The 20,081-nt window shown below is 37.8% G+C and carries 17 protein-coding genes; 7 read left to right on the top strand and 10 right to left on the bottom strand.

Annotated features, from left to right (window positions below; translation table 11 throughout):
- Positions 1–356: 356 nt before the first annotated feature.
- Positions 357–2,150 carry an ATP-binding protein gene (locus P8610_RS08555; protein WP_394604002.1) on the top strand — a complete coding sequence of 598 codons (1,794 nt, stop codon included), beginning with the start codon at positions 357–359 and terminating at the stop codon, positions 2,148–2,150.
- A gap of 465 nt (positions 2,151–2,615) precedes the next feature.
- On the opposite strand, the gene P8610_RS08550 is transcribed toward P8610_RS08555, so the two are convergent.
- Complete coding sequence (locus P8610_RS08550; RefSeq protein ID WP_137792006.1) at positions 2,616–3,347, bottom strand: response regulator; 732 nt, start codon at positions 3,345–3,347, stop codon at positions 2,616–2,618.
- Positions 3,348–3,359: 12 nt separating this feature from the next.
- A complete protein-coding gene (locus P8610_RS08545) occupies positions 3,360–4,508 on the bottom strand; it encodes a sensor histidine kinase (protein WP_394604001.1) in 1,149 nt (382 codons plus the stop codon).
- 512 nt (positions 4,509–5,020) lie between these two features.
- Between P8610_RS08545 and P8610_RS08540 the strand changes: the two genes are divergently transcribed.
- The 3 genes from P8610_RS08540 (at position 5,021) to P8610_RS08530 (ending at position 7,035) form a co-directional block, all read left to right on the top strand.
- The gene (locus tag P8610_RS08540) at positions 5,021–5,206 is read left to right on the top strand and encodes a hypothetical protein (RefSeq protein WP_394604000.1); all 186 of its coding nucleotides are present in this window, start codon (positions 5,021–5,023) and stop codon (positions 5,204–5,206) included.
- Positions 5,207–5,222: 16 nt separating this feature from the next.
- Positions 5,223–5,861 (top strand): YigZ family protein, encoded by a 639-nt coding sequence (locus P8610_RS08535; RefSeq protein ID WP_394603999.1) that lies wholly within the window; start codon positions 5,223–5,225, stop codon positions 5,859–5,861.
- 148 nt (positions 5,862–6,009) lie between these two features.
- Positions 6,010–7,035, top strand: a complete 1,026-nt coding sequence (locus P8610_RS08530) for an LCP family protein (RefSeq protein ID WP_394603998.1) — start codon at positions 6,010–6,012, stop codon at positions 7,033–7,035.
- A 47-nt stretch (positions 7,036–7,082) separates the two neighbouring features.
- Here P8610_RS08530 and P8610_RS08525 read toward each other — a convergent pair whose 3' ends face one another.
- From P8610_RS08525 to P8610_RS08515, 3 genes are all read right to left on the bottom strand, one after another.
- Positions 7,083–8,144 (bottom strand): glycosyltransferase family 4 protein, encoded by a 1,062-nt coding sequence (locus tag P8610_RS08525; protein ID WP_394603997.1) that lies wholly within the window; start codon positions 8,142–8,144, stop codon positions 7,083–7,085.
- 160 nt (positions 8,145–8,304) lie between these two features.
- Positions 8,305–9,396 carry a glycosyltransferase family 4 protein gene (locus P8610_RS08520; protein ID WP_394603996.1) on the bottom strand — a complete coding sequence of 364 codons (1,092 nt, stop codon included), beginning with the start codon at positions 9,394–9,396 and terminating at the stop codon, positions 8,305–8,307.
- 1,013 nt (positions 9,397–10,409) lie between these two features.
- Positions 10,410–10,595, bottom strand: a complete 186-nt coding sequence (locus tag P8610_RS08515) for a hypothetical protein (protein ID WP_394604239.1) — start codon at positions 10,593–10,595, stop codon at positions 10,410–10,412.
- Between P8610_RS08515 and P8610_RS08510 the strand changes: the two genes are divergently transcribed.
- The 3 genes from P8610_RS08510 (at position 10,570) to P8610_RS08500 (ending at position 14,445) form a co-directional block, all read left to right on the top strand.
- Positions 10,570–11,271, top strand: coding sequence for an O-antigen ligase family protein (locus P8610_RS08510; protein ID WP_394604234.1), 702 nt, complete (start codon positions 10,570–10,572; stop codon positions 11,269–11,271). The two genes, P8610_RS08515 and P8610_RS08510, sit on opposite strands and share 26 nt — an antisense overlap.
- Complete coding sequence (locus P8610_RS08505; protein ID WP_394603994.1) at positions 11,234–11,887, top strand: hypothetical protein; 654 nt, start codon at positions 11,234–11,236, stop codon at positions 11,885–11,887. The genes P8610_RS08510 and P8610_RS08505 overlap by 38 nt, the downstream gene beginning before the upstream one ends.
- Positions 11,888–12,174: 287 nt before the next feature.
- Complete coding sequence (locus P8610_RS08500) at positions 12,175–14,445, top strand: cell wall-binding repeat-containing protein (protein WP_394603993.1); 2,271 nt, start codon at positions 12,175–12,177, stop codon at positions 14,443–14,445.
- A 51-nt stretch (positions 14,446–14,496) separates the two neighbouring features.
- Here P8610_RS08500 and P8610_RS08495 read toward each other — a convergent pair whose 3' ends face one another.
- The 5 genes from P8610_RS08495 to wecB all read right to left on the bottom strand — a co-directional run bounded on the left by P8610_RS08495 (position 14,497) and on the right by wecB (position 19,924).
- Complete coding sequence (locus P8610_RS08495) at positions 14,497–15,207, bottom strand: DapH/DapD/GlmU-related protein (protein ID WP_394603992.1); 711 nt, start codon at positions 15,205–15,207, stop codon at positions 14,497–14,499.
- 75 nt (positions 15,208–15,282) lie between these two features.
- A complete protein-coding gene (locus P8610_RS08490; protein ID WP_394603991.1) occupies positions 15,283–16,398 on the bottom strand; it encodes a DegT/DnrJ/EryC1/StrS family aminotransferase in 1,116 nt (371 codons plus the stop codon).
- Between the two features lie 79 nt (positions 16,399–16,477).
- Entirely contained in the window at positions 16,478–17,605 is a 1,128-nt protein-coding gene (locus P8610_RS08485; protein WP_394603990.1) for a glycosyltransferase family 4 protein, read from the bottom strand.
- Positions 17,602–18,843, bottom strand: a complete 1,242-nt coding sequence (locus P8610_RS08480; RefSeq protein ID WP_394603989.1) for a glycosyltransferase family 4 protein — start codon at positions 18,841–18,843, stop codon at positions 17,602–17,604. Before P8610_RS08480 ends, P8610_RS08485 begins: the two co-directional genes overlap by 4 nt.
- A 28-nt stretch (positions 18,844–18,871) precedes the next feature.
- Positions 18,872–19,924 carry a non-hydrolyzing UDP-N-acetylglucosamine 2-epimerase gene (gene wecB, locus P8610_RS08475; RefSeq protein WP_394603988.1) on the bottom strand — a complete coding sequence of 351 codons (1,053 nt, stop codon included), beginning with the start codon at positions 19,922–19,924 and terminating at the stop codon, positions 18,872–18,874.
- Positions 19,925–20,081: the final 157 nt, after the last annotated feature.

The following is a 20,081-nucleotide window of genomic DNA, read 5'->3' as shown; positions in this document are numbered from 1 at the left end:
TCAATGAAGTAAATGAATATACCAAACTGTTGAAGAGGAATCTTAAACTAATTATTCGTCTTCTCCTCTTCCTATCCTTCAAAAGGATTCAGTACGGTTTTATTCATTTTGTTTTGACTACATAAAAATGTTGGTCATTTACTTAAGGGAGTTTAATAAATTCCGAAATAATACATGAGCTCTTTTAAGCATTTATATATTTTTTTAATAGCTATAAAAGTGATACATTTAGGGTGTTCATTATTCAGCACGCGAATACTTAAACTTTTTAAAAGTTTTTTTCGAAGTAAGAAGGAATTTGTCGGAAATGGAAGAATTTACAATGTGAAACAGGATTTCAGGGAGGGTTAGGACCATTGGATCATAATCTATATATCGTAATATTATCTCTATTTGTTTGCTTTCTGTTTGCTCTAGTTTCTATAGACTGGGCATTAAGTCACATAGAAAAGCAAAAGTCGCAGCTCTATTTCTTGTTAGTAGGTTCCGTTACAATGGGTATCGCTGTGTGGGCTACGCATTATATGGGAATGTTATCTATCCAGAGCCCTGTTCCGTTTGTCTATAAATTGCCGACGATGGCTGCCGCATTTGCTACTGGCATCGTTTTTTCCTACTTGGCTTTTTTCCTATTCACCTCACCAAAAGCTCAAAATAAACGATTGGCACCTGCTCTTATTTTTGCCAGTGGTCTTATTTCCGTCCATTCGATTGGGATGTTTTCCATGCACATTCCTATGACGATCCAGCCAAATACATTTTATATCGTCCTCTCTGTTGGTTCTGCTATTGTTTTTTCAGCTTTAGGTTTTTCGATTTTATCCGCTCCCCACTTACCATTCAAAAAAGTTCTTACGAGTTTGTCATTCACAACTGGAGTCAGCCTTATGCACTATATTGGAGAAATGGCATTAATAACTGTTAGTCCAACTTTTAATTGGCATAACGACTTTCCGTTAAATAATATAAATATGGTCGCTACGCTGCTTGTTTTCGGAGCGACGATCGTCGTATTAATTTTATATATTTTAGAACAGCACAACCAAAAAAAGCTCGTTCAACAACAGATCGAACTACTAGAATCGGAACATCGTTATAACTCACTCTTTGAATTAAACCCTGAAGGTGTATACGTAATCGGGCCAGACAGATACTTTATAAAAGCCAATTCTTCCTTCTTAAGTATGACCGGGTATACACTTCAAGAGTTACAAAACATGCCCTATACAGATCTCATAAAAGAAGAAGAAATCGAAACGTCTCTTGGTTTTTTAAAACAAGTTCTGCAAGGTGGCACTGCAAAGCGTGCCCTCACGATTTTTAATAAGTGTGGACAAGAAATAGAGCTCGAGGTTACAAGCATTCCCTATTCTACAAGAAATGATATTACCGCTGTTATCGGGATCGCAAAAGACATGACTGCCATAAATGAAGCGCAAAACTTTAAGCAAAGAGCAAATACTCTTGCTTATGTAGGAGAACTTGCCGCAGGTCTTGCACACGAAATACGTAATCCACTCACTTCTATCAAAGGCTTTGCACAGCTATTCAAATCTCAAAATACAACAGAAGAAACACACCATTTCTTAGGCATCATGCTTCGAGAAACCGAACGCATTAACTTTATCATCAGCCAGCTTATGATCTTGGCAAGACCGCACATGATCCTAAAAAACGACCATGACTTAAATGCCGTTATTAAACGCTCGCTTAAATTCATTGAAGACGAAACAGACTTTCACACAACTTCACTGGAATTGAATCTGCCCGATCAACCGGTAATTTTCAAATGTGAAGAAAATTTGATGACACAGCTCTTTTTAAATATATTGAAAAATGCTATTGAAGCCACACCATCATGGGGAAACATCTCTGTTCAGTTAGAACAGGATGAGGAAAGCATTCATATATCTATCCAAGACGATGGCCCAGGCATACCCGATCACCTTTTATCTAAGCTCGGGCAGCCTTTTTACACAACAAAAGAAGGCAATCCCGGACTAGGCCTGCTGATTTGCTATCAAATCGTCGAAAACCACGGCGGAAAGATGCAGATTGAATCAAAAGAAGGCAGTGGAACGAGGGTCTCTCTTGAATTTCCACTTAATGTGCCCGCTGAGGATCGAATTCTTGAGATGAGCATGAGTTAACATGTTAAAGGACTCTAAATTAGTTTTTACTTCTGACTCTTTTTGTTTTTACTCTTCACTGACAAGTTGATTGAAGTGAAAGATGCGAGACTCCTGCGGGACAAGCGGGCAGTCCGAAAAGTGGAAGTGGCTCGTTCAGCCCCGACAAGCAAAAGGTGAATGGGCTAGGAAGGCGCACTTTGCCTTCTGGACCATTTAACTTTTGACCTCGAGGGGCTAGCCACTGCAACTAGACAGGTGAGACACTTATACGTGAAACGTACGAATGTGGCTCACCGCCTGCCCCGCGGAAAGCGAGCATCTGTAACGGAAATCAACAACTTACACTCCATCCCTGCTATAACCAAGTAACTTTGTCCACAATAAAATTTTCATATAGAGTCTTCGCATCAAGCACCACGCCATACAGCTCTTCATAAGAAAAAGACCTTCTCACTCGAAGGTCTTTTTCATCACTACTATCAATTAACGTACTTTTACCCAGCCATTCTTAATCGCTTCAACTACCGCTTGCGTACGGTCGTTGACATTCATCTTTTGAAGAATGTTACTCACATGGTTTTTAACCGTCTTCTCGCTGATATACAGCTCTTCCCCAATCGTACGGTTGCTGCGTCCATCAGCTAACAACTGAAGCACTTCACACTCTCGACGCGTTAAGATGTGCAGAGGCTTGCGGTATTCTACTTCAACGAAACCAGCCTTGTTTTGCTGTGTTTTGTTAGATGTTGATAAACGACGGAACTCGTTCAGAAGATTATACGTGATCTTCGGATGAAGATATGCTCCACCATCTGCTACCACTCGAACCGCTTCAATCAATGAATCAGCGTCCATCTCTTTTAATAAGTAACCCGATGCACCAGTCTGAACCGCATGGGACACGTATGTCTCATCATCATGGATCGATAGAATGATTACCTTCGTATCTGGAGATTTCTCAACCAAACGGCGAGTCGCTTCAACGCCATTTATGTTCGGCATGTTGATATCCATCAAAACAACATCAGGATTGTGGTCGCGGACGATGTTTTCCGCTTCTGATCCATCATCACCTTCAGCAACAACAGAGAACTGATCTTCCATATCTAGAATGCGTTTAACTCCTTCACGGAACAAACGGTGGTCGTCGATAATAGCTATTCTTGTTTTCTCAGGTGCTGAGGCGTTATTTTCGTACACATTAACATTATTCATGTGTGAACCCTCCTAGTCTTGAATGGGAATTTGAATGTAAACACTTGTACCGAAGTTTATGCGGGATTTCACTTTTAGCGTACCTTCGAGCAGTTCTACCCGCTCCCTCATCCCCATCATGCCAAAGGAATTGGACTTTGCAGGCTTGGCCATATCGAATCCTTTGCCATCATCTCGGATATATAAAGAAATAAATTTCTGGGTAAACTCGAGTTTCACTTCAATCAGCTTTGCGTCAGAATGTTTGACTGCATTGTTGACTGACTCTTGCACCAATCGGAAAATCGCGATCTCCATCTTATTCGGAAATCTTCTTGTTTGGCCGAGTGCATGTAAATCTACCTCTTTACCTGTGCTCTCTTTCACGTTGCGCAAATACTTGCTAAGTGTCGGAACGAGGCCGAGATCATCTAATGCCATCGGACGTAAATCATATATAATTCGGCGAACTTCTTTTAATGAGTCGCGAACCATAACTCTTAAGTCTTTTATTTCGGCACGGGCAGCATCAGTTCCTTTTTCGACATAGATTTTCTCTAAAAGCTCTGATCGAATGAGGACGTTTGCCATCAGCTGTGCAGGACCGTCATGTATTTCTCGGGATACCCGCTTCCGCTCTTCTTCCTGTGCCTCTATGATTTGAAGACCGAATTCCTGCTTTTGTTTCGCATCTTGAACGAGTTCGTTAATTTTTCTTAAATCTCCATTAAGATAATTTAAAACAACAGAAATCTGTCCTGCCAGAGATTCAGCCTTTTGTACAGTATCGTTCAGTGCACCGATTCTCCGCTCCAGCTCGTCTCTTTTTTCTCGAAGCTGTTTTTCGGTCTGACGGATGATAGAAAGCTCGATTTGATACTTATTCGCATTCTCATACGCATCACGAATATCAGACTCGCTATACTTTTGAAAATGCTTGCTCACCTCAGCTAAACGTGTACGGGCTAGCTTCGCATACTCTTCAGTACGATCCGACTTATGGATGACCTCTATCACTTGCTGCTTCACCAATTCAAGCTCTCGGTGCAGTTGCTGGAACTCTTGCCGTGATTGTTCGCTGATTTCAAAGATCTGAGACTGACTTTCTGTAACCGTATCGATGGTTTGATTTAATATTCCGTCCAACAAATGTGGATCTATCGTTAACTTAGCTGCAGTCATGTAAATTTCCCCCAATTAAAACGATAAAGAAGTATAAACGGAAGTTCTAGAACCATCTTGCCTAATTTGCATATAGGACTTCTTAACCACCCTTAGCACTAAACACAAGAAGACTTAAATCCTTCTAATATACTACATTCGCCAAGATGTGGAATTTTATGACTTTTCTTGCTAAAAAAATTTTTAAGAATTTGAATGCTATTTAAAATCACCTTATAATGAAGGATATCATGTTCTACTAAAGGAATGAAGATTTTTCGACAATTTTGACATCAATTTTCACCTCTTTTTGAGGTTTGATGTTTTTCCTTGTTTAATATATGGCTTTTGTACACATCATTAACTAATAATTAGGCGTGCAAATTACAAATGTGTATTCTAAATAAGCGAGTATTCTCTTATGTAACTTATTGTCTTTAAATATCTACAAATGTTAGCGAAAGTTTTTAATTAGGTTGTTACTTTCAAGTCGTTTTGTACTATCTTCACTGACAAGTTGATTGGAGGGTAAGGTGCGAGACTCCTGCGGGACAAGCGGTCAGGTGAGACACTTAATGGCGCAAAGCGGCAAGGGGCTCACCGCCTGCCCCGCGGAAAGCGAGCAACCTGGACCGGAAATCAACCACATTCAAGAGCAGCATAGCATACCAAAACTGCCATATCAGCTGAGAAATCCCTTAATCATACCACCACATTAAAGGAGCAACCCCATACATGTTATCCAACTATCTTACTGTAAAGAAAACCGGCCAGCACGAAATCGTCATCGAAAAGTCGCGCTTTATCGCCCATATTGCACGAGCAACAACAGAAGAAGAAGCCATTCAGTTCATCCAACAAATCAAAAAAGAACACAACAGCGCTACACACAACTGCTCTGCCTATTTGATCGGAGAAACCGACAATATCCAAAAAGCAAACGACGATGGTGAACCGAGCGGCACAGCGGGTGTTCCGATGTTAGAAGTCCTCAAAAAACGGGAATTGAAAGACACGGTTACTGTTGTGACCCGTTACTTCGGAGGGATCAAGCTTGGTGCGGGAGGATTAATCCGCGCATACGGCAAGTCCGTCTCAGAAGGCCTCAACCATATTGGCGTAGTTGAACGCCAACTTCAACAGATCGTTCACATCACCGTGGATTACACACTTCTCGGCAAAATGGAAAACGAGCTGCGCAACTCCATCTACCCCATCAAAGAGATGACCTACATGGAAAAAGTAGAGATTCAAATGTATGTACCGATAAAAGAAAGAGACTCATTTAAAGAGTGGATTACTGATCTTTCAAACGCCCAGAGTGAAATTGTTTTTGGTGAGCAGGAGTATTTGGAAGATGATGTGAAATCCTAAAGTATACCCATCAAATTTTATGAGCACCCGAAAGCTATATTGTCGTTTTTTAGACAATTGTCTATTTTTTTCTCATACGCTATTATGAAAAAAGAGCTAAGTACCATTAATACTTCCAATTCTATTGGACTAAGGGAGTTTATTTTTTATGAATCATCAAATGAAAAATACAAGGGCACGAAGAAGAAAGCGTAAAAGAAGTCCTTTCCGTCGACTTATGCGTTTCGTACTAGTCGTTTCCCTTTTATTCGTTCTAAGTGCCGCTGGCTACGGTGGTTATTTAGCATATAAAATTAAAGCCAATGCAGATAAAAGCTTTGTTGATCTTGATAAAGATAAATCCGATTTAAGAATGGACGAAGTGAAGCTTGGAAAAGATCCAGTCACCATCTTATTGGTTGGAATTGAGAACTATCAAGCAAATGATGTAGGACGAGCAGATGTCATTAAACTAATAACAATCAATCCAGAAACAAAAGAAACAGCAATGATTAATATCCCTCGTGATACTAGAACGTATATACCTGCTATTGAAGAAAAAGATAAAATTAATCATTCGTATGCATATGGTAAAAAAGGCATGCGTGAACAAGCAGTAATGGAAGCTACCGAAGAACTGCTTGGGGTTCCTATCGATTATTTTGTTTCCACAAATTTTGATGGGTTTGAAGATGTAGTAGATGAACTTGGTGGAATAACGGTAAATGTACCGTTTGATTTTAAACAAGCTTCCTTCAATCGAATGATTACGTTTAAAGAAGGTCCAATGGAGCTTGATGGCGAAGAAGCATTGGCTTTCGTAAGGATGAGGAAACAAGATCCACGTGGTGATATCGGAAGAAACGAACGTGAGAGTGAAGCAATTCGAGCGATCATGGATAAAGCGATCTCTGTACAATCTTTCTCTAAAGCCGACAATGTCATTGATCAACTGGGAAGTAACGTAAAAACAAACATTTCTACAACAGAAATGTTTGCTATGAGAAATTTCTATAAAACGTTAAAGAATAAAGAATTTGAAACCCTACAACTTAAAACGTATCCTGAAACAATCAATGGGGTTTCCTATGAAATTCCAACTGATGAATCTGTTCTTGAAATTAGAGAAAAGTTATCTAAAATACTTGATATTGAAAATGAGTTACCGAATGCAGATAATGATTACAATCAATAAGTTTATAAGAACAAGCAAGACTCCAGATCAACATAATCTGGAGTCTTTTATTTATTTTTCGGATTTAGTTTTTGCAATATATTTAAAAATGGGGTAAATCGTTCATTCACTAAACCAATCTTTTCAGCTAAAAATTGTAAAGAGACGATGAGTAAAACCATGATTACAATGGTGCCTCTCAGTGTTGTTAAAGGGAGTATAATTGCAGTTGTGCTAAAGATCAATCCCATTCCATATATAAATAACACCGTATTTCTATGTGACAATCCCTTTTTTAACAATCTGTGATGCAAATGACCTTTATCGGGCTTAACAATTGACTGTTTATTCGCGATTCTTCTAATGATGGCGAAGGCTGTGTCAAATATAGGTACACCTAACAAAAGAATGGGTACAATGAAGCTGAATAAAGTAACACTTTTATAAAGTCCTAAAAGAGAAAGGATGGCAATGCAATACCCTAGAAATAGTGCTCCTATGTCCCCCATAAAGATTTTAGCTGGATGAAAATTATAAAATAAGAACCCTACAACGCTTCCAAAAATAATAACTGAAAAGGTTAGAATCATTTCTTTACCACTTAAAAATGCTAAAACACCAATAGTGGCTACTATAATCGCTGAAGTCCCTGCCGCTAATCCATCTAGACCATCGATTAAATTGATGGCATTCGTAATCGCGATAATCCAAAAAATAGTTAAGGGGTAAGAGAGATAACCAATATCAAATGTTCCGATAAAAGGGATGTTAATGACTTCAATAACTAAGCCGCTCATCACAACTAATAAACCTGCAAGAATTTGTGCCGCTAATTTTTTAATCGCTGATAATTGATAAATATCATCAGCAAATCCCAATATGATAATGACCAATCCTCCTAAAGAGATTCCCAAAACTTGTTCTTCAAATATACCACTCATGAAATAGCCTACAGTTACTCCAATGATAATACTGAGTCCACCTAATCGAGGCATCACTTTCGTGTGAACCTTCCTTTGATTCGGTTGATCCACAGCATTTATCTTTATGGCAAGTTTTATAACAAAAGGAGTGATCAGCACCACTGTTAAAAAGCAAATGACTCCGATGAAAAAAGGATTAGTTATCATATGGATTCCCTCTAAAGTTAATTTGTTGTGCCTTTCATTAGATTTCCTTTAACAGGAGCCATTTACTAATGGTTTTTTTTTCCGTTTGATTCAAGTGCATGATTGCATCATCTTTAAAATGGATAAAATAATAAAAAACTTGCCTAAATAAGCAAGTTTTTTAAAAGTACTTCTTTTCAATTTTAACTTGTTGTCCAGAATTAGGACTGAAGACTTTTTTCCAAATATACAACAGTGGTCGATATTTGTGATGAACCAGTCCAATTAATTCCGCAATGATTTCCAGCAGAACTAACAAACCAGCAATAATGGCAATCGCTCCCCAAACCGTCGTGGCCGAAAACAGAGCAGCTGCAACACTAAACAGAATGCTTAGTGCGTATATAACTAGCACAGTGTTTCTGTGCGACAATCCGAGTTGCAGCAAACGATGGTGAAGATGACCTTTATCAGGTGCTGAAATCGGCTGTTTATTTGCAAGTCTTCGAATGATTGCAAAGGTCGTATCAAATACCGGTACTCCCAGAATGATGATTGGAACGACAAAACTGAACAGAGTAACACTTTTGTATAGACCTAATAGTGAAAGCACTGATATACAATAACCTAAAAACAGAGAACCTGTATCACCCATAAAAATCTTTGCTGGATGGAAGTTGTAAAATAAGAATCCAACCGTTGAGCTCAGTACAATAAGCGACAGCGTAAGGATTAGAATATTTCCATTCAAGCCAGCCATAATCGCAATGGTTGATATGACAATTGCAGAGATTCCTCCTGCAAGTCCATCTAAGCCATCAATTAAATTGATTGCATTGGTAATCGCTAAAATCCAAAAGATTGTAATAGGATAAGCCCAAAATTCAAGCTCATATCTGCCTAGAAATGGAATGCTTATAAAATCGATTGTCAAGCCAGTTCCAACGATGACTAGAGCTGCAAGAAGCTGACCCGCAAGTTTCATTTTTGGTGAAATGGAGAACTTATCATCGATTAACCCAACGATCACAATGATGATACCTCCAACTGTAATTCCAGTTACTGCATTATATTGAAGTCCTGCTGTTAAGTAGCCTGCAATTACTCCAATGACTATAGCAAGTCCGCCTAATCTAGGCATCACTTTTTGATGTACTTTTCTTTTATCTGGTTTGTCCGTTACGCCAATTTTTATCGCAAACTTTATTACTAACGGTGTTACAAGTAATACGGTTAGGAACGATATAAAGCATGTTAACAGCAATGTTTCCATGATATCCCCTCTTTAGAACAATTCACAATTTTTAATTTTAAGAAAGACTGTGTACCTAAGATGAAAGTATATAGATTATCAGTAAATTACACAACCAATAACACTAAAAGTTCACATTCTCTTTACACTTTATATTTCGACAATTTTTTATGTTAACTGACCGTTTCTGTCCTACCGATTTCTTCCCGATTTTTTATGTAATCAAAACCCTATAACTGTATTTCTATCAAATATTTTGAAGAAAAGTTACAATATTTTTAATCTAATGTAAATGCCTTAAATAAAGGCTGAATACAGTATCATTTATGATATACTCAATACTTGTGATAGGAGAAAAAGAAAGGAGTCTATGCGCGCTACATGTTATATTTAAAAGCCCAAAAAAGTATCATTTATCAAATTATCATAGCATTACTATGCTCAGTCATTTTAGGATGGATCTTAACTGGCGGCCTATTGTCAATAGACTCAAAAATTGTGCTCCTAGGTTTCATAGTAATCCTTGGCTGCTTGTTGATTTTTATTATCTTTAAACCCTTAATATACAGTTATACAGCCTTGGAGAACTTACTCTATTTATTGATTATCAGTTCATTTTTCGGTCCTGCTATAGCAAGCGTAAATGTAGGTCCATTCAGCCTCTTTCCTTATCGGTTGTTATTCTTAATTGTCCTTCCTCTATTTTTAATAAAATACTTTCAAAAGGACAGCCTTACACCATGGTCAAACATTAATGTAAAAAATATCATTATGTTTCATATCATCTGGATAATTTACGGCCTTACATCGCTAGTCTGGGCCAAGTCCATAAAAGCGGGTATCATCGATTTAATCTTTTTAATAATTGGAATAAGCTTAATTCTCTTTGTGACTTTTATATTAAAAAAAGAAAGACACTACGTGAATCTATTCTATATTTGGATTTTCATGTTTTTCCTTCTTCTTGTATTTGGTTTAATCAATAATTTAACGTTGATCCACTTTCCGGTTTCAAGATTCTATGGAATTGATACTTACCAAAAATCGATACCAACTTCTGTTTTTGCTAATGAAAATGATTTTGCCAGCTTCATTTCAATAAGTTTCTTTTTTGCTCTGGCACTCTTAATAAATTCTAAGAGGCTAATCGTTAAAGCTGGGTCTGCCGGCTTGTTATTGTTTGCACTGTACATCATGTCTTTAACATCATCACGTGCCAATTACATTGCAATACTACTCGGTTTGATATTCTGGTTCCTCTTTCTAACGTCACGCCGTGTAAAGAGATATATAATTGTTCTCTTATTAATTTTCAGTACATTAGCAATAATATTAGTACCTCAAAAAATATATAGTGGCTTCAATTCCATTTTTAGTCTTCTTTCTACTATTTCGAATGTAACTGAAGGAAGCTCGATGCAAATAAGAATTAATTTAATAAAGAACTCGATGCAATTCATTGCCGAATCATTTGGTTTTGGAATCGGTACAGGTAATTCAGAACATTACATGCAGCTTTTTGGTAAGTATCCTACACATACAATCATAAATATTCACAATTGGTGGATTGAAATGATGGTCAATTATGGTATTTTTATATTTATAGGTTATTTACTCATCTATTTTGGCTTGATCTTTTACTTGTATAAGATCTTTAAAGACGCCGCTGGAAATAGCCGTATGATTGCAGAAGCCTTATGCTCAGCTCTGGTAGCATTTTTCCTGGCGAGCATCAGCCCGAGCTCACAGATTACTTTAAATTATTTATGGCTTCTCTTTGCGTTTGCAATAGGTTTTATTAACTATTGGAGATCTGCGAACCTGTCATCCATCAATCCTATTAATCGGAGGAAAACAAATGAAAGAAACGTTAGAACGAATATGGAAGAGATTTAGAAAGCTTGCAATATTATTAATTCTGCTGCCCTTATTGACTGCTGGAGCTGCTTATCTCTTCCAAAAAGAAGGACCAGCATCATATACTGCAAGTGCAGATATTCAGCTTGCTAGATTTGGTAAAGAAGTTGTGGAATTGGACTTTACTGATTTTTCCGATGCTGAATATGCTAAAATTTATATGACGAGTGACGATTTCATTAAAAACATAAAAACAGAGAATAAAGATATTGATCCTGAAGAATTAAAGGCTAATATTAGTTTTGTAATTAAAGCTGCTAAGGTTCTTAGTATTAGCTACACAGGCGATACCCCAGAAGAAACTGAAAAAACCCTTAAATTAGTGATAGACCAATACATTAATGAATCAATAGACAAAAAGGACGATTTGGCTAAAATATTGGAAAAAGCTAAATCACAAGCATCTGATTCAGATAAAACAGCAAGTGATTACGACCTCATCATTTCTGGCTTAAGAGAAGTTACTGTATTAAAAGATGTTCAGCTGGATCAGGTTGAAGAAAGTACAAAAAATAACGTGGCATTCGGCTTCTTAATCGGTTTAATTCTTAGCTTTATGATTCTTCTCTTGCCAGAAGTATTTATAAAAGAATAACGTCTAAAGTCTAAAACACCTTCCTGCTTTTGAAGCAGAGAGGTGTTTTTTAATTCCCCCTATTTCCCTCACTTTTCTATCTCACCTTTAAATTCCCTATTAAAAATTTCAATTTTTTTCCGATATTAGTGGAAAGATTACAAAATACCTATTCAAAAATAATGAATTTATGTCATAATTTTAAAGTAATTGTAATTTTTTATAAAATAATCTCTTATTTTGTATTTTTTTGCGGATTACGCATTTTCATTTTAGGTATTTTCAAAATAGTATTAGGGGGAGATTTTTTGAAGTTCAATAGGAAAATTAATAGATTATTTGTTTCTACTCTATTAATTTCATCCATCGCATTTACATCTGTAGGGAAAAGTTCGGCTGCTGAACCCACGGTTTCAGTTAAGCTCCAGAATTACATAGGAAACAAAACTTCACTTGCAATTAGTACAAAAGGACAATACAGAATCAAAACAAATAATTCCTTACGACTCGATGGAGCTAACCGTTTTGTCGTTGCCTCAAAAGTTGCAGCTAATAGCTGGGGAAATAGTGCAGAAACTGTCATATTAGCAAACTATAGTGCTTTTGCAGATGCACTTTCAGCTGCACCACTGGCTTATAAATACAAAGGTCCGATTCTTTTAACCCAAAAAGATTTCTTAACCGGTGAAGCAAAAAATGACATTAAAAATATAATGCCTAGTCAAGTAATCATTGTCGGAGGAACAGGCAGTGTATCAGATAATGTAGTAAGAGATATTAAAAGTATCAGCAGCAATATCTCTGTAAGAAGAATTGGCGGTGCTGACCGTTTTGAAGTTGCTCAAAAGATTTCGAGTGAATTAGGAACACCTGGTACATCAATCGTTGCAAATGGAATGAACTTTCCAGATGCACTCGCGATAGCACCTTATGCAGCAAGAAAAGGGTATCCAATCCTTTTGGCACAGCCAAACAAGCTGCCAGCAAAAACAGAAGAAGCACTACGATCAAATAAGACTACTAAAACAATTGTCGTAGGTGGAGAAGCTAGTGTCGGTCCAACGGTTTACTCAAAGCTACCAGGAGCTGACCGTATCGGCGGAGCTGACCGTTTTGAAGTTGCAGCAAATATTCTAAAAAAACTAAACATGTCATCTAATAGAGCTTTTGTTGCCACTGGTCTTACCTTTGCTGATGCTTTAACAGGTTCAGTATACGCAGCAAAACAAGATGCACCACTGCTTTTAACGATGCCAACCTATGTGCCATCAGCTACTAAGAGTGTAATAGATTTAAAAGCGATATCTGATTTTACTGTCTTAGGAGGTACAGCATCCGTATCAAATGGTGTTATGTCGAACCTTCCTGCCGTCCTAAGCCCTGACACATCTTACACAGTTAAGAAAGACGGCAGCGAGCTTTGGCTTTATAAAGATTCAACAAAAATTAAAGATTTCAACGCATCAACATTTACATTAGGACCTGATGCGTATAGCACGTCATCTGTAATTAAAATTGATAATAATCTCTCCTATCTTGGAGACATGAAATTTACGATTGAGGGCAATTACATCCGTCCAATCAATCAAAACGTCCCGATAGAAGATTATCTAAAGGGAGTATTGCCAGCTGAAATGAGCTATACGTGGGAAAAAGAAGCACTGAAAGCTCAAGCCGTGGCAGCTAGATCGTTTGTTTTTAGAAAAGGAAATATGGCGATTGATGATAGTCAGGCAAACCAGGTATATAAAGGATATACATGGGGACCTAGCTGGTATGCGACAAGTAATCAAGCTGTTGCTGAAACAAGAGGGTTAATTCTTACTCATCCTTCTGAAGTAACATCTATCAATCCAAACGGTGTAGCTCAGACTTTCTATTACTCTTCAAACGGAGGGAAAGTTTTAACAAATAAAAACTCATGGGGTTCTGCTCGTTTATCTTATTCAGTTTTAACAAATGACCCCTATGATTTAAGAAGTCAAAGTACTTTGAAGGATTGGTCATATTCAATCAAGAAAAAACAAATTGATATTGAAGCATTAAAGACGCTCGACCATACAAAAACAGCAGAACTTGATAACTGGTGGAACAATGCCAAGGAAGCTGACAGCTTTATGGTAAATTTCAAAAACTATTTAAAAGCATATAAATATATTAATCAAACGTCGGATATCCGCATAGCAGATGTGCAAAATGTTAACTTTACAACTTCATTTAGTGCAGACCAACTGATTAATGGAAGCATAACGTTTACTTATTACGAAAAAACAGCAAATGGCTATGTGATGGAAACAAATGATGAAAATAAGAATGTATTAAAACTAAATACGATGACAGTCAGCAGACGAGCATATGATATAAGGTCCATGATCGGATCTAGTAAAATGTACAGTCCTTATATTAAGAGCTTTGGTGAAAATACTGACAAAACTGCTTTTGTTATTAATGGTGGAGGATTTGGCCATGGCATCGGGATGAGCCAGTATGGTGCCAAACAGATGGCTAGAGAAAGTAAGCCATACACCGATATCCTTAAGTTTTATTATCCTGGAACTACTGCAAAAAAATTGTATTAAACTAAAAAAAGCACACGATGCGCTTCGTGTGCTTTTCCTTTTAACTTTTTATTAATCCTGATTTCTCAAAAGCTGATTCTCAGGAACTTTTCTTAACACACGTGCTGGTGAACCAACCACTAGATCTTCACTTTGCACATCTTTTGTAACAACACTTGCTGCTGCAACTGTTCCGTCTTCTTCGATCACTTTACCAGGAAGAATTGTAGAGTTAGCTCCTACTCTTCCTCCGTTTTTGATCGTAACACCTTTAAATTTATCGTAACGCTCTTTTGATCTTGCCATGTAGTTATCATTTGTTGTCACGACGTAAGGTGCGATGAATACATAATCACCAAGTTCAGAGTAAGCTGTGATATAGCAGTTTGTTTCAAGCTTACACTTCACTCCTACTTTACAATCGTTCTCAACAGATACTCCACGCCCTACAATTGTTTTCTCTCCAATTGTTACACGTTCACGAACTGTAGCCAGGTCTGCAACAAAAACATCGTCAGCAAGCTCTGCATTCGCATAGATGATAGCAGAAGTACCAATAGTAACACCTGAGCCGATAACTGTTGGCGGTAATGTTTTAACCTCTGGCAGAATGGAGTTTTTTGCACGTGTAGGCTGCTTTCCTATAACCGCGTTATCCTGAATAATACAGTTATTTCCGATCGTAACTCCATCATAAATTACAACATTGTGCCCAATGATTACGTTATCACCTAATGTAACGTCATTACCGATTACAACATTTTGACCTTTTTGTACTGTCATGTAAGACACCTTCTTCCGTAAGTATGTAAAGAGTGTTCACCCTGTCACAGTCAAGGATGAACACTTAATGGAATATTAGTTTTTGCTGTAGAATTCAGCAATTTTCTCAACAACATATTGCTGCTGCTCAACCTTTAATTCAGGGAACATTGGTAAAGAGATTGCCTCAGCCGCTGCTTTTTCTGTTTCAGGCAGGTCTCCCTCTTTGTAACCTAGCTCAGCAAATACGGGCTGTAAATGAAGAGGTTTTGGATAATAAATCATTGTAGAAACCCCTTGCTCTTGTAAAAACTTCTGAAGTTCGTCACGGCGCTCTACACGAATCGTATATTGGTGGAAAATATGGTGGCTGTAATCAGCAATGAATGGTGTCACCACTTTATCACCTAATTGTTCATTCAATAGTTTTGTATAGTTATCTGCTTTTTCTCTGCGAAGGTCGCTCCACTCATCAAGGTGTGGGAATTTAACATTCAGAATAGCAGCTTGTAGCTCGTCCAAACGGCTGTTGTATCCTAATACATGGTGATAATACTTTGGCTTACTTCCATGAACGCGAATAACACGCATTTTTTCAGCTAGCTCGTCATCGTTCGTAACGACCATACCACCGTCACCGTATGCACCAAGGTTTTTAGTTGGGAAGAAACTGTATGTTGCAGCAGTTCCAAGCTCACCAACGCTTTTACCTTTATATTTAGATCCGATTGCTTGTGCAGCATCTTCAACGATTCCTAAGTTATGCTTCTTCGCGATCTCAACAATGGCATCCATATCAGCCATTTGTCCATATAAATGAACAGGAACGATAGCTTTTGTTTTATCCGTTACAGCAGCTTCAATTTTAGCTGGATCGATGTTAAATGTCTTCGGATCACAGTCAACGAATACTGGTGTTGCACCTGCACGTGCTACAGCACCTGCTGTTGCAAAGAATGTGAAAGAAGGAACGATAACTTCATCTCCAGGGCCCACACCAATCGCAGACAATGCGATATGAATAGCATCACTTCCGTTTGCTACTCCAATTCCGTGGTTAACATTGCTGTACTTCGCTACGTCAGCTTCTAATTTTTTTACGTTGTCACCTAAAATGAATCTTGCATTAGACATAACGTCTTCCATTGCCGGAAGGATTTCAGCTTTTAGGTTTTGATATTGTTCTGTAAGATCTAACATAGGTACTTTCATTTTTTAGCCTTCTCTCTAAAATATTTAGTATATACACTTATCCTCAATCAGAATATCCGATTGATATACGTTAATCAAGCTACGAAATTCTTTCATACAATTCGATAAGGCGTTCACTTTCTTTTTCCCAATTGTATCGGTCTTCAACAGCTTTTCGTCCATTTTTGCCCATTTCGGCTGCTTTTTCAGGATTCGTTATAATACGATCAATCGCATCTGCAATTTCTTCTATATTAAGTGGGTCCACACAGATGCCGCATTCATTTTGTCTCACAATGTCTTCCCATAATGGAAAGTTTGAAGCTATGACGGGCAAGCCGGCAGACATGTATTCAAAAAGCTTTATCGGGTATGAAACCACAAAGCGCGGTTCGGGATGCAGCAGAACCAATCCGGCATTTGCGTTACTTAATTCTTCTTTAACTTGCTGACGATTTAAGAAACCAAGAAAGTTAACATGTTTCCAACCGCTCATCTTTTTTACTTCATGCTCTAGAGATGCAGGAGCAAACGAACCTCCTAAACTGAACTCTACATCGTGCTTATCATTTACCTTTTCAACAGACTGAATCATCTCTTTAATTCCACGCAATAGATAAATTCCACCAAGATAGACTACACGTTTTTTGTTACCGTTTAATGGAACGGTTTCATCATCTTGAACATTTCCACTCATTAATTCTTGCAGCAATGGATAGTTATGAATCGTTAAAGAATTATCATTGTATGTTTTGAAGCGTTCATTTATATAAGGTGTTGCCGTTACAACAGCATCAAAGCGTTTTGACGCATATTTTTCAAGGCTTCTCGCTCCTATTGCAACGCTTTTTCTTAAAGGGCCAGGAATCCACTGTTTGGAAAGGATTTGCTCTGGTAAATCTTCATGAACATCGTAGATTACTTTCTTGCCCTTTGATTTAAGCTTCAAGCCAATGGGAATCAGCTCGGAATCGTGAAAATGATATACATCAGCATCTTGACGAATCGCTTCTTCATAAACAAGAGAGGTTGTATTAACCATTCGTTTTAAGCGATTAGATGCTGTAGAGTAAACACCTTTAATTTGAACACCAAACTGGACAGAGTCTTCTGCATTCGGCACGATATAAACTACTTCATGACCAGCCTTCTGAAGGGACTGGCATTCTTTAATAAGAATTCTTGTATCCATAGCGGAATGCACAGAGGTCAAATGACAAATTTTCATTCGTATTCCCTGCCTTTTTTAAATTCCTGAACATTCTCCAGTAGATCATCCACAATTCTTGACCAAGAGAACTCGCGGCAAACAAATTCTCTGCCGTTTTTAGAATATTGGCTGTATGCAGCTTCATCTAAACTCGCGCAATGAATGATTTTTTTCGCGATATCCTTTTCATCTTCAGGAGTTGCGATAATTCCGCTGCCGCTGTCTTCAATAAGCTTCGCGCTTTCCCCTACTCCACAGTAAAGAACAGGAACCCCAGATGCTAAGGCAGGGAAAATTTTAGATGGTCTCGCACCTTGAAACAGAGCAATATTTCTTAAGGAAACGATGCTAAAGTCAGTAATAGAAAAGATATTTGGCATTTCTGTTACTGGGACGGAATCATGAAAAACTACGTTCTCAGCTTGAATACTCTCTTTTAACTGTATGAGCTCTTCTTTTTCAGGACCGTCGCCTATGAAAAGAAACCTGATTTCTGGATTTGTACTTTCAACTATTTTGGCTGCCTTAATGACGGAATCCAGCCCTTGTGCATAACCAATACGGCCTGCAAAGGTAAACACCTTTTTACCTTCAAATCCTAATTTCTGCAGCCAATCTGTGTTCTTATCTCTCGGTTTAAAAGTCTCTGTATTAACCCCATTCGGCAAAAGAAAAACAGATTCTTCTTTTTTCCCCTTTTTCAGCATGTAATCTGCAATACCTTCTGTAGCAGTCGCAATCTTCCATGCTTTTTTGTATAGAAATGACTCCAGTTTTTCAGCCATTTTAATAAATTTTTGGTTTTTAAGAATTCCAAGCTCTACAGCAGACTCTGGCCATATATCAGCTACATTAAAAACAAACTTTGCTCGTTTGAATTTGGAAGAAAGGTAACCCGTAATTCCTAAAAACAAAGGTGGAGACGTACAGATGATTACATCCGTTTTCTTTGCTTTTACCATCGAATAAAAGGCACTGAATGTAAAAGAAAAATAGGACATCAGTCGTCTCCAAAAACTGCCCTTAGGACTTGGATAGATCCAAGAACGATGCACGGGAATTCCTTCATACTCCTCAAATTGATAGAACTTCCCTTTATATTCATCAGGAATTATGCCATGAGGATGATGCGGAAATGCCGTCACAACTTCTACTTGGTGACCTCTTTTGATAAGTTCTTTACTGACTTCATACAGACGAATCTGTGGCGCACCTACCTCAGGAGGGAAATGCTGACTTAATAAAATGATTCTCATATGTTTAACCTCATTTTTAAACAAGCGATTAATTAAAATAGTTCGCTATTTTTTCAGCTGCCTTTGCGTCACCAAAAAGATTTTTATAGGTCGGCGTAACCTCTTTGTTTACGGCGGCTAAGATTTTTTCTTTATCCGTTCCAACAAGAATGTTAGCTTCACTTTCTAGCGTTTCTACCCATTCTGTTTGTTCTCTAAGCGTGACACATGGAACTTCCATAAAGTATGCCTCTTTTTGTACACCGCCTGAGTCTGTTAAAATCTTTTTGGCATTGCTCTCAAGTTTTAGCATGTCCAAATAACCTACAGGCTCAACGATCATTAAGTTAGGAATTTCATCTAAACTTAAATTCAAGCGTTCGATCACGTGCTTTGTACGAGGATGCATCGGCCAAACTTTCACTTCTTCTATCTCGGAAAAAGCAGCAAGGATTGAAGAAATCTTTTCAGGATCATCCGTATTCTCTGCACGGTGAACCGTAATCAGGTGATACTCTTTCGATGTTAATCCGAATGTATTCAAAATATCAGAGTTGTTTTCTGCAAGTTGACGGTTATATTCTACTGCATCATACATAACGTCTCCTACATTGATTACATTATGTTTCATGTTTTCATCTGTAAGGTTTTTAATCGCTGTGTCTGTTGGACAAAAAAGATATTCAGAAACGTGATCCGTCATGATGCGGTTTATTTCTTCAGGCATTCTTTTGTTAAAACTTCTAAGTCCTGCTTCAATATGCACAACAGGAACATGAAGCTTAGCAGCAGCGAGTGCACCTGCCAGCGTTGAATTGGTATCACCATATACCAATACATAGTCAGGTTTTTCCTGAAGGATGATATCTTCTATTTTAGCGAGCATTTCACCCGTTTGTTTGCCATGAGAAGCCGATCCGATCCCTAGATGAAAATCCGGTTTAGGGATATGTAATTCTTCAAAGAAAATATCAGACATATTTTTATCGTAATGCTGACCTGTATGAATAATTAACTCTTCGTGATTTTTTCGTAATTCTCGAGAAACGGGAGCCGCTTTAATAAACTGTGGTCTCGCTCCTAATACAGTTAAAAACTTCATCTTATTATTCTCCTTCAAATTTACTCTTCGCTATTGCTTACATAACAGTTTTCGATCATGCATTTATCAAGGTGACCATTCATATGAAAGGACGGTGTATAAACATTTACCAATTAGTATGGACCAGTAAAAACCGTTCTAAAATCAGGAAAAGAGA

Source organism: Fictibacillus sp. UD (genome assembly GCF_043558025.1).
Taxonomy (GTDB): Bacteria; Bacillota; Bacilli; order Bacillales; family Fictibacillaceae; genus Fictibacillus.
Note: the sequence above shows the minus strand (reverse complement) of the source record. Positions and strands in the feature narration are given on the sequence as shown.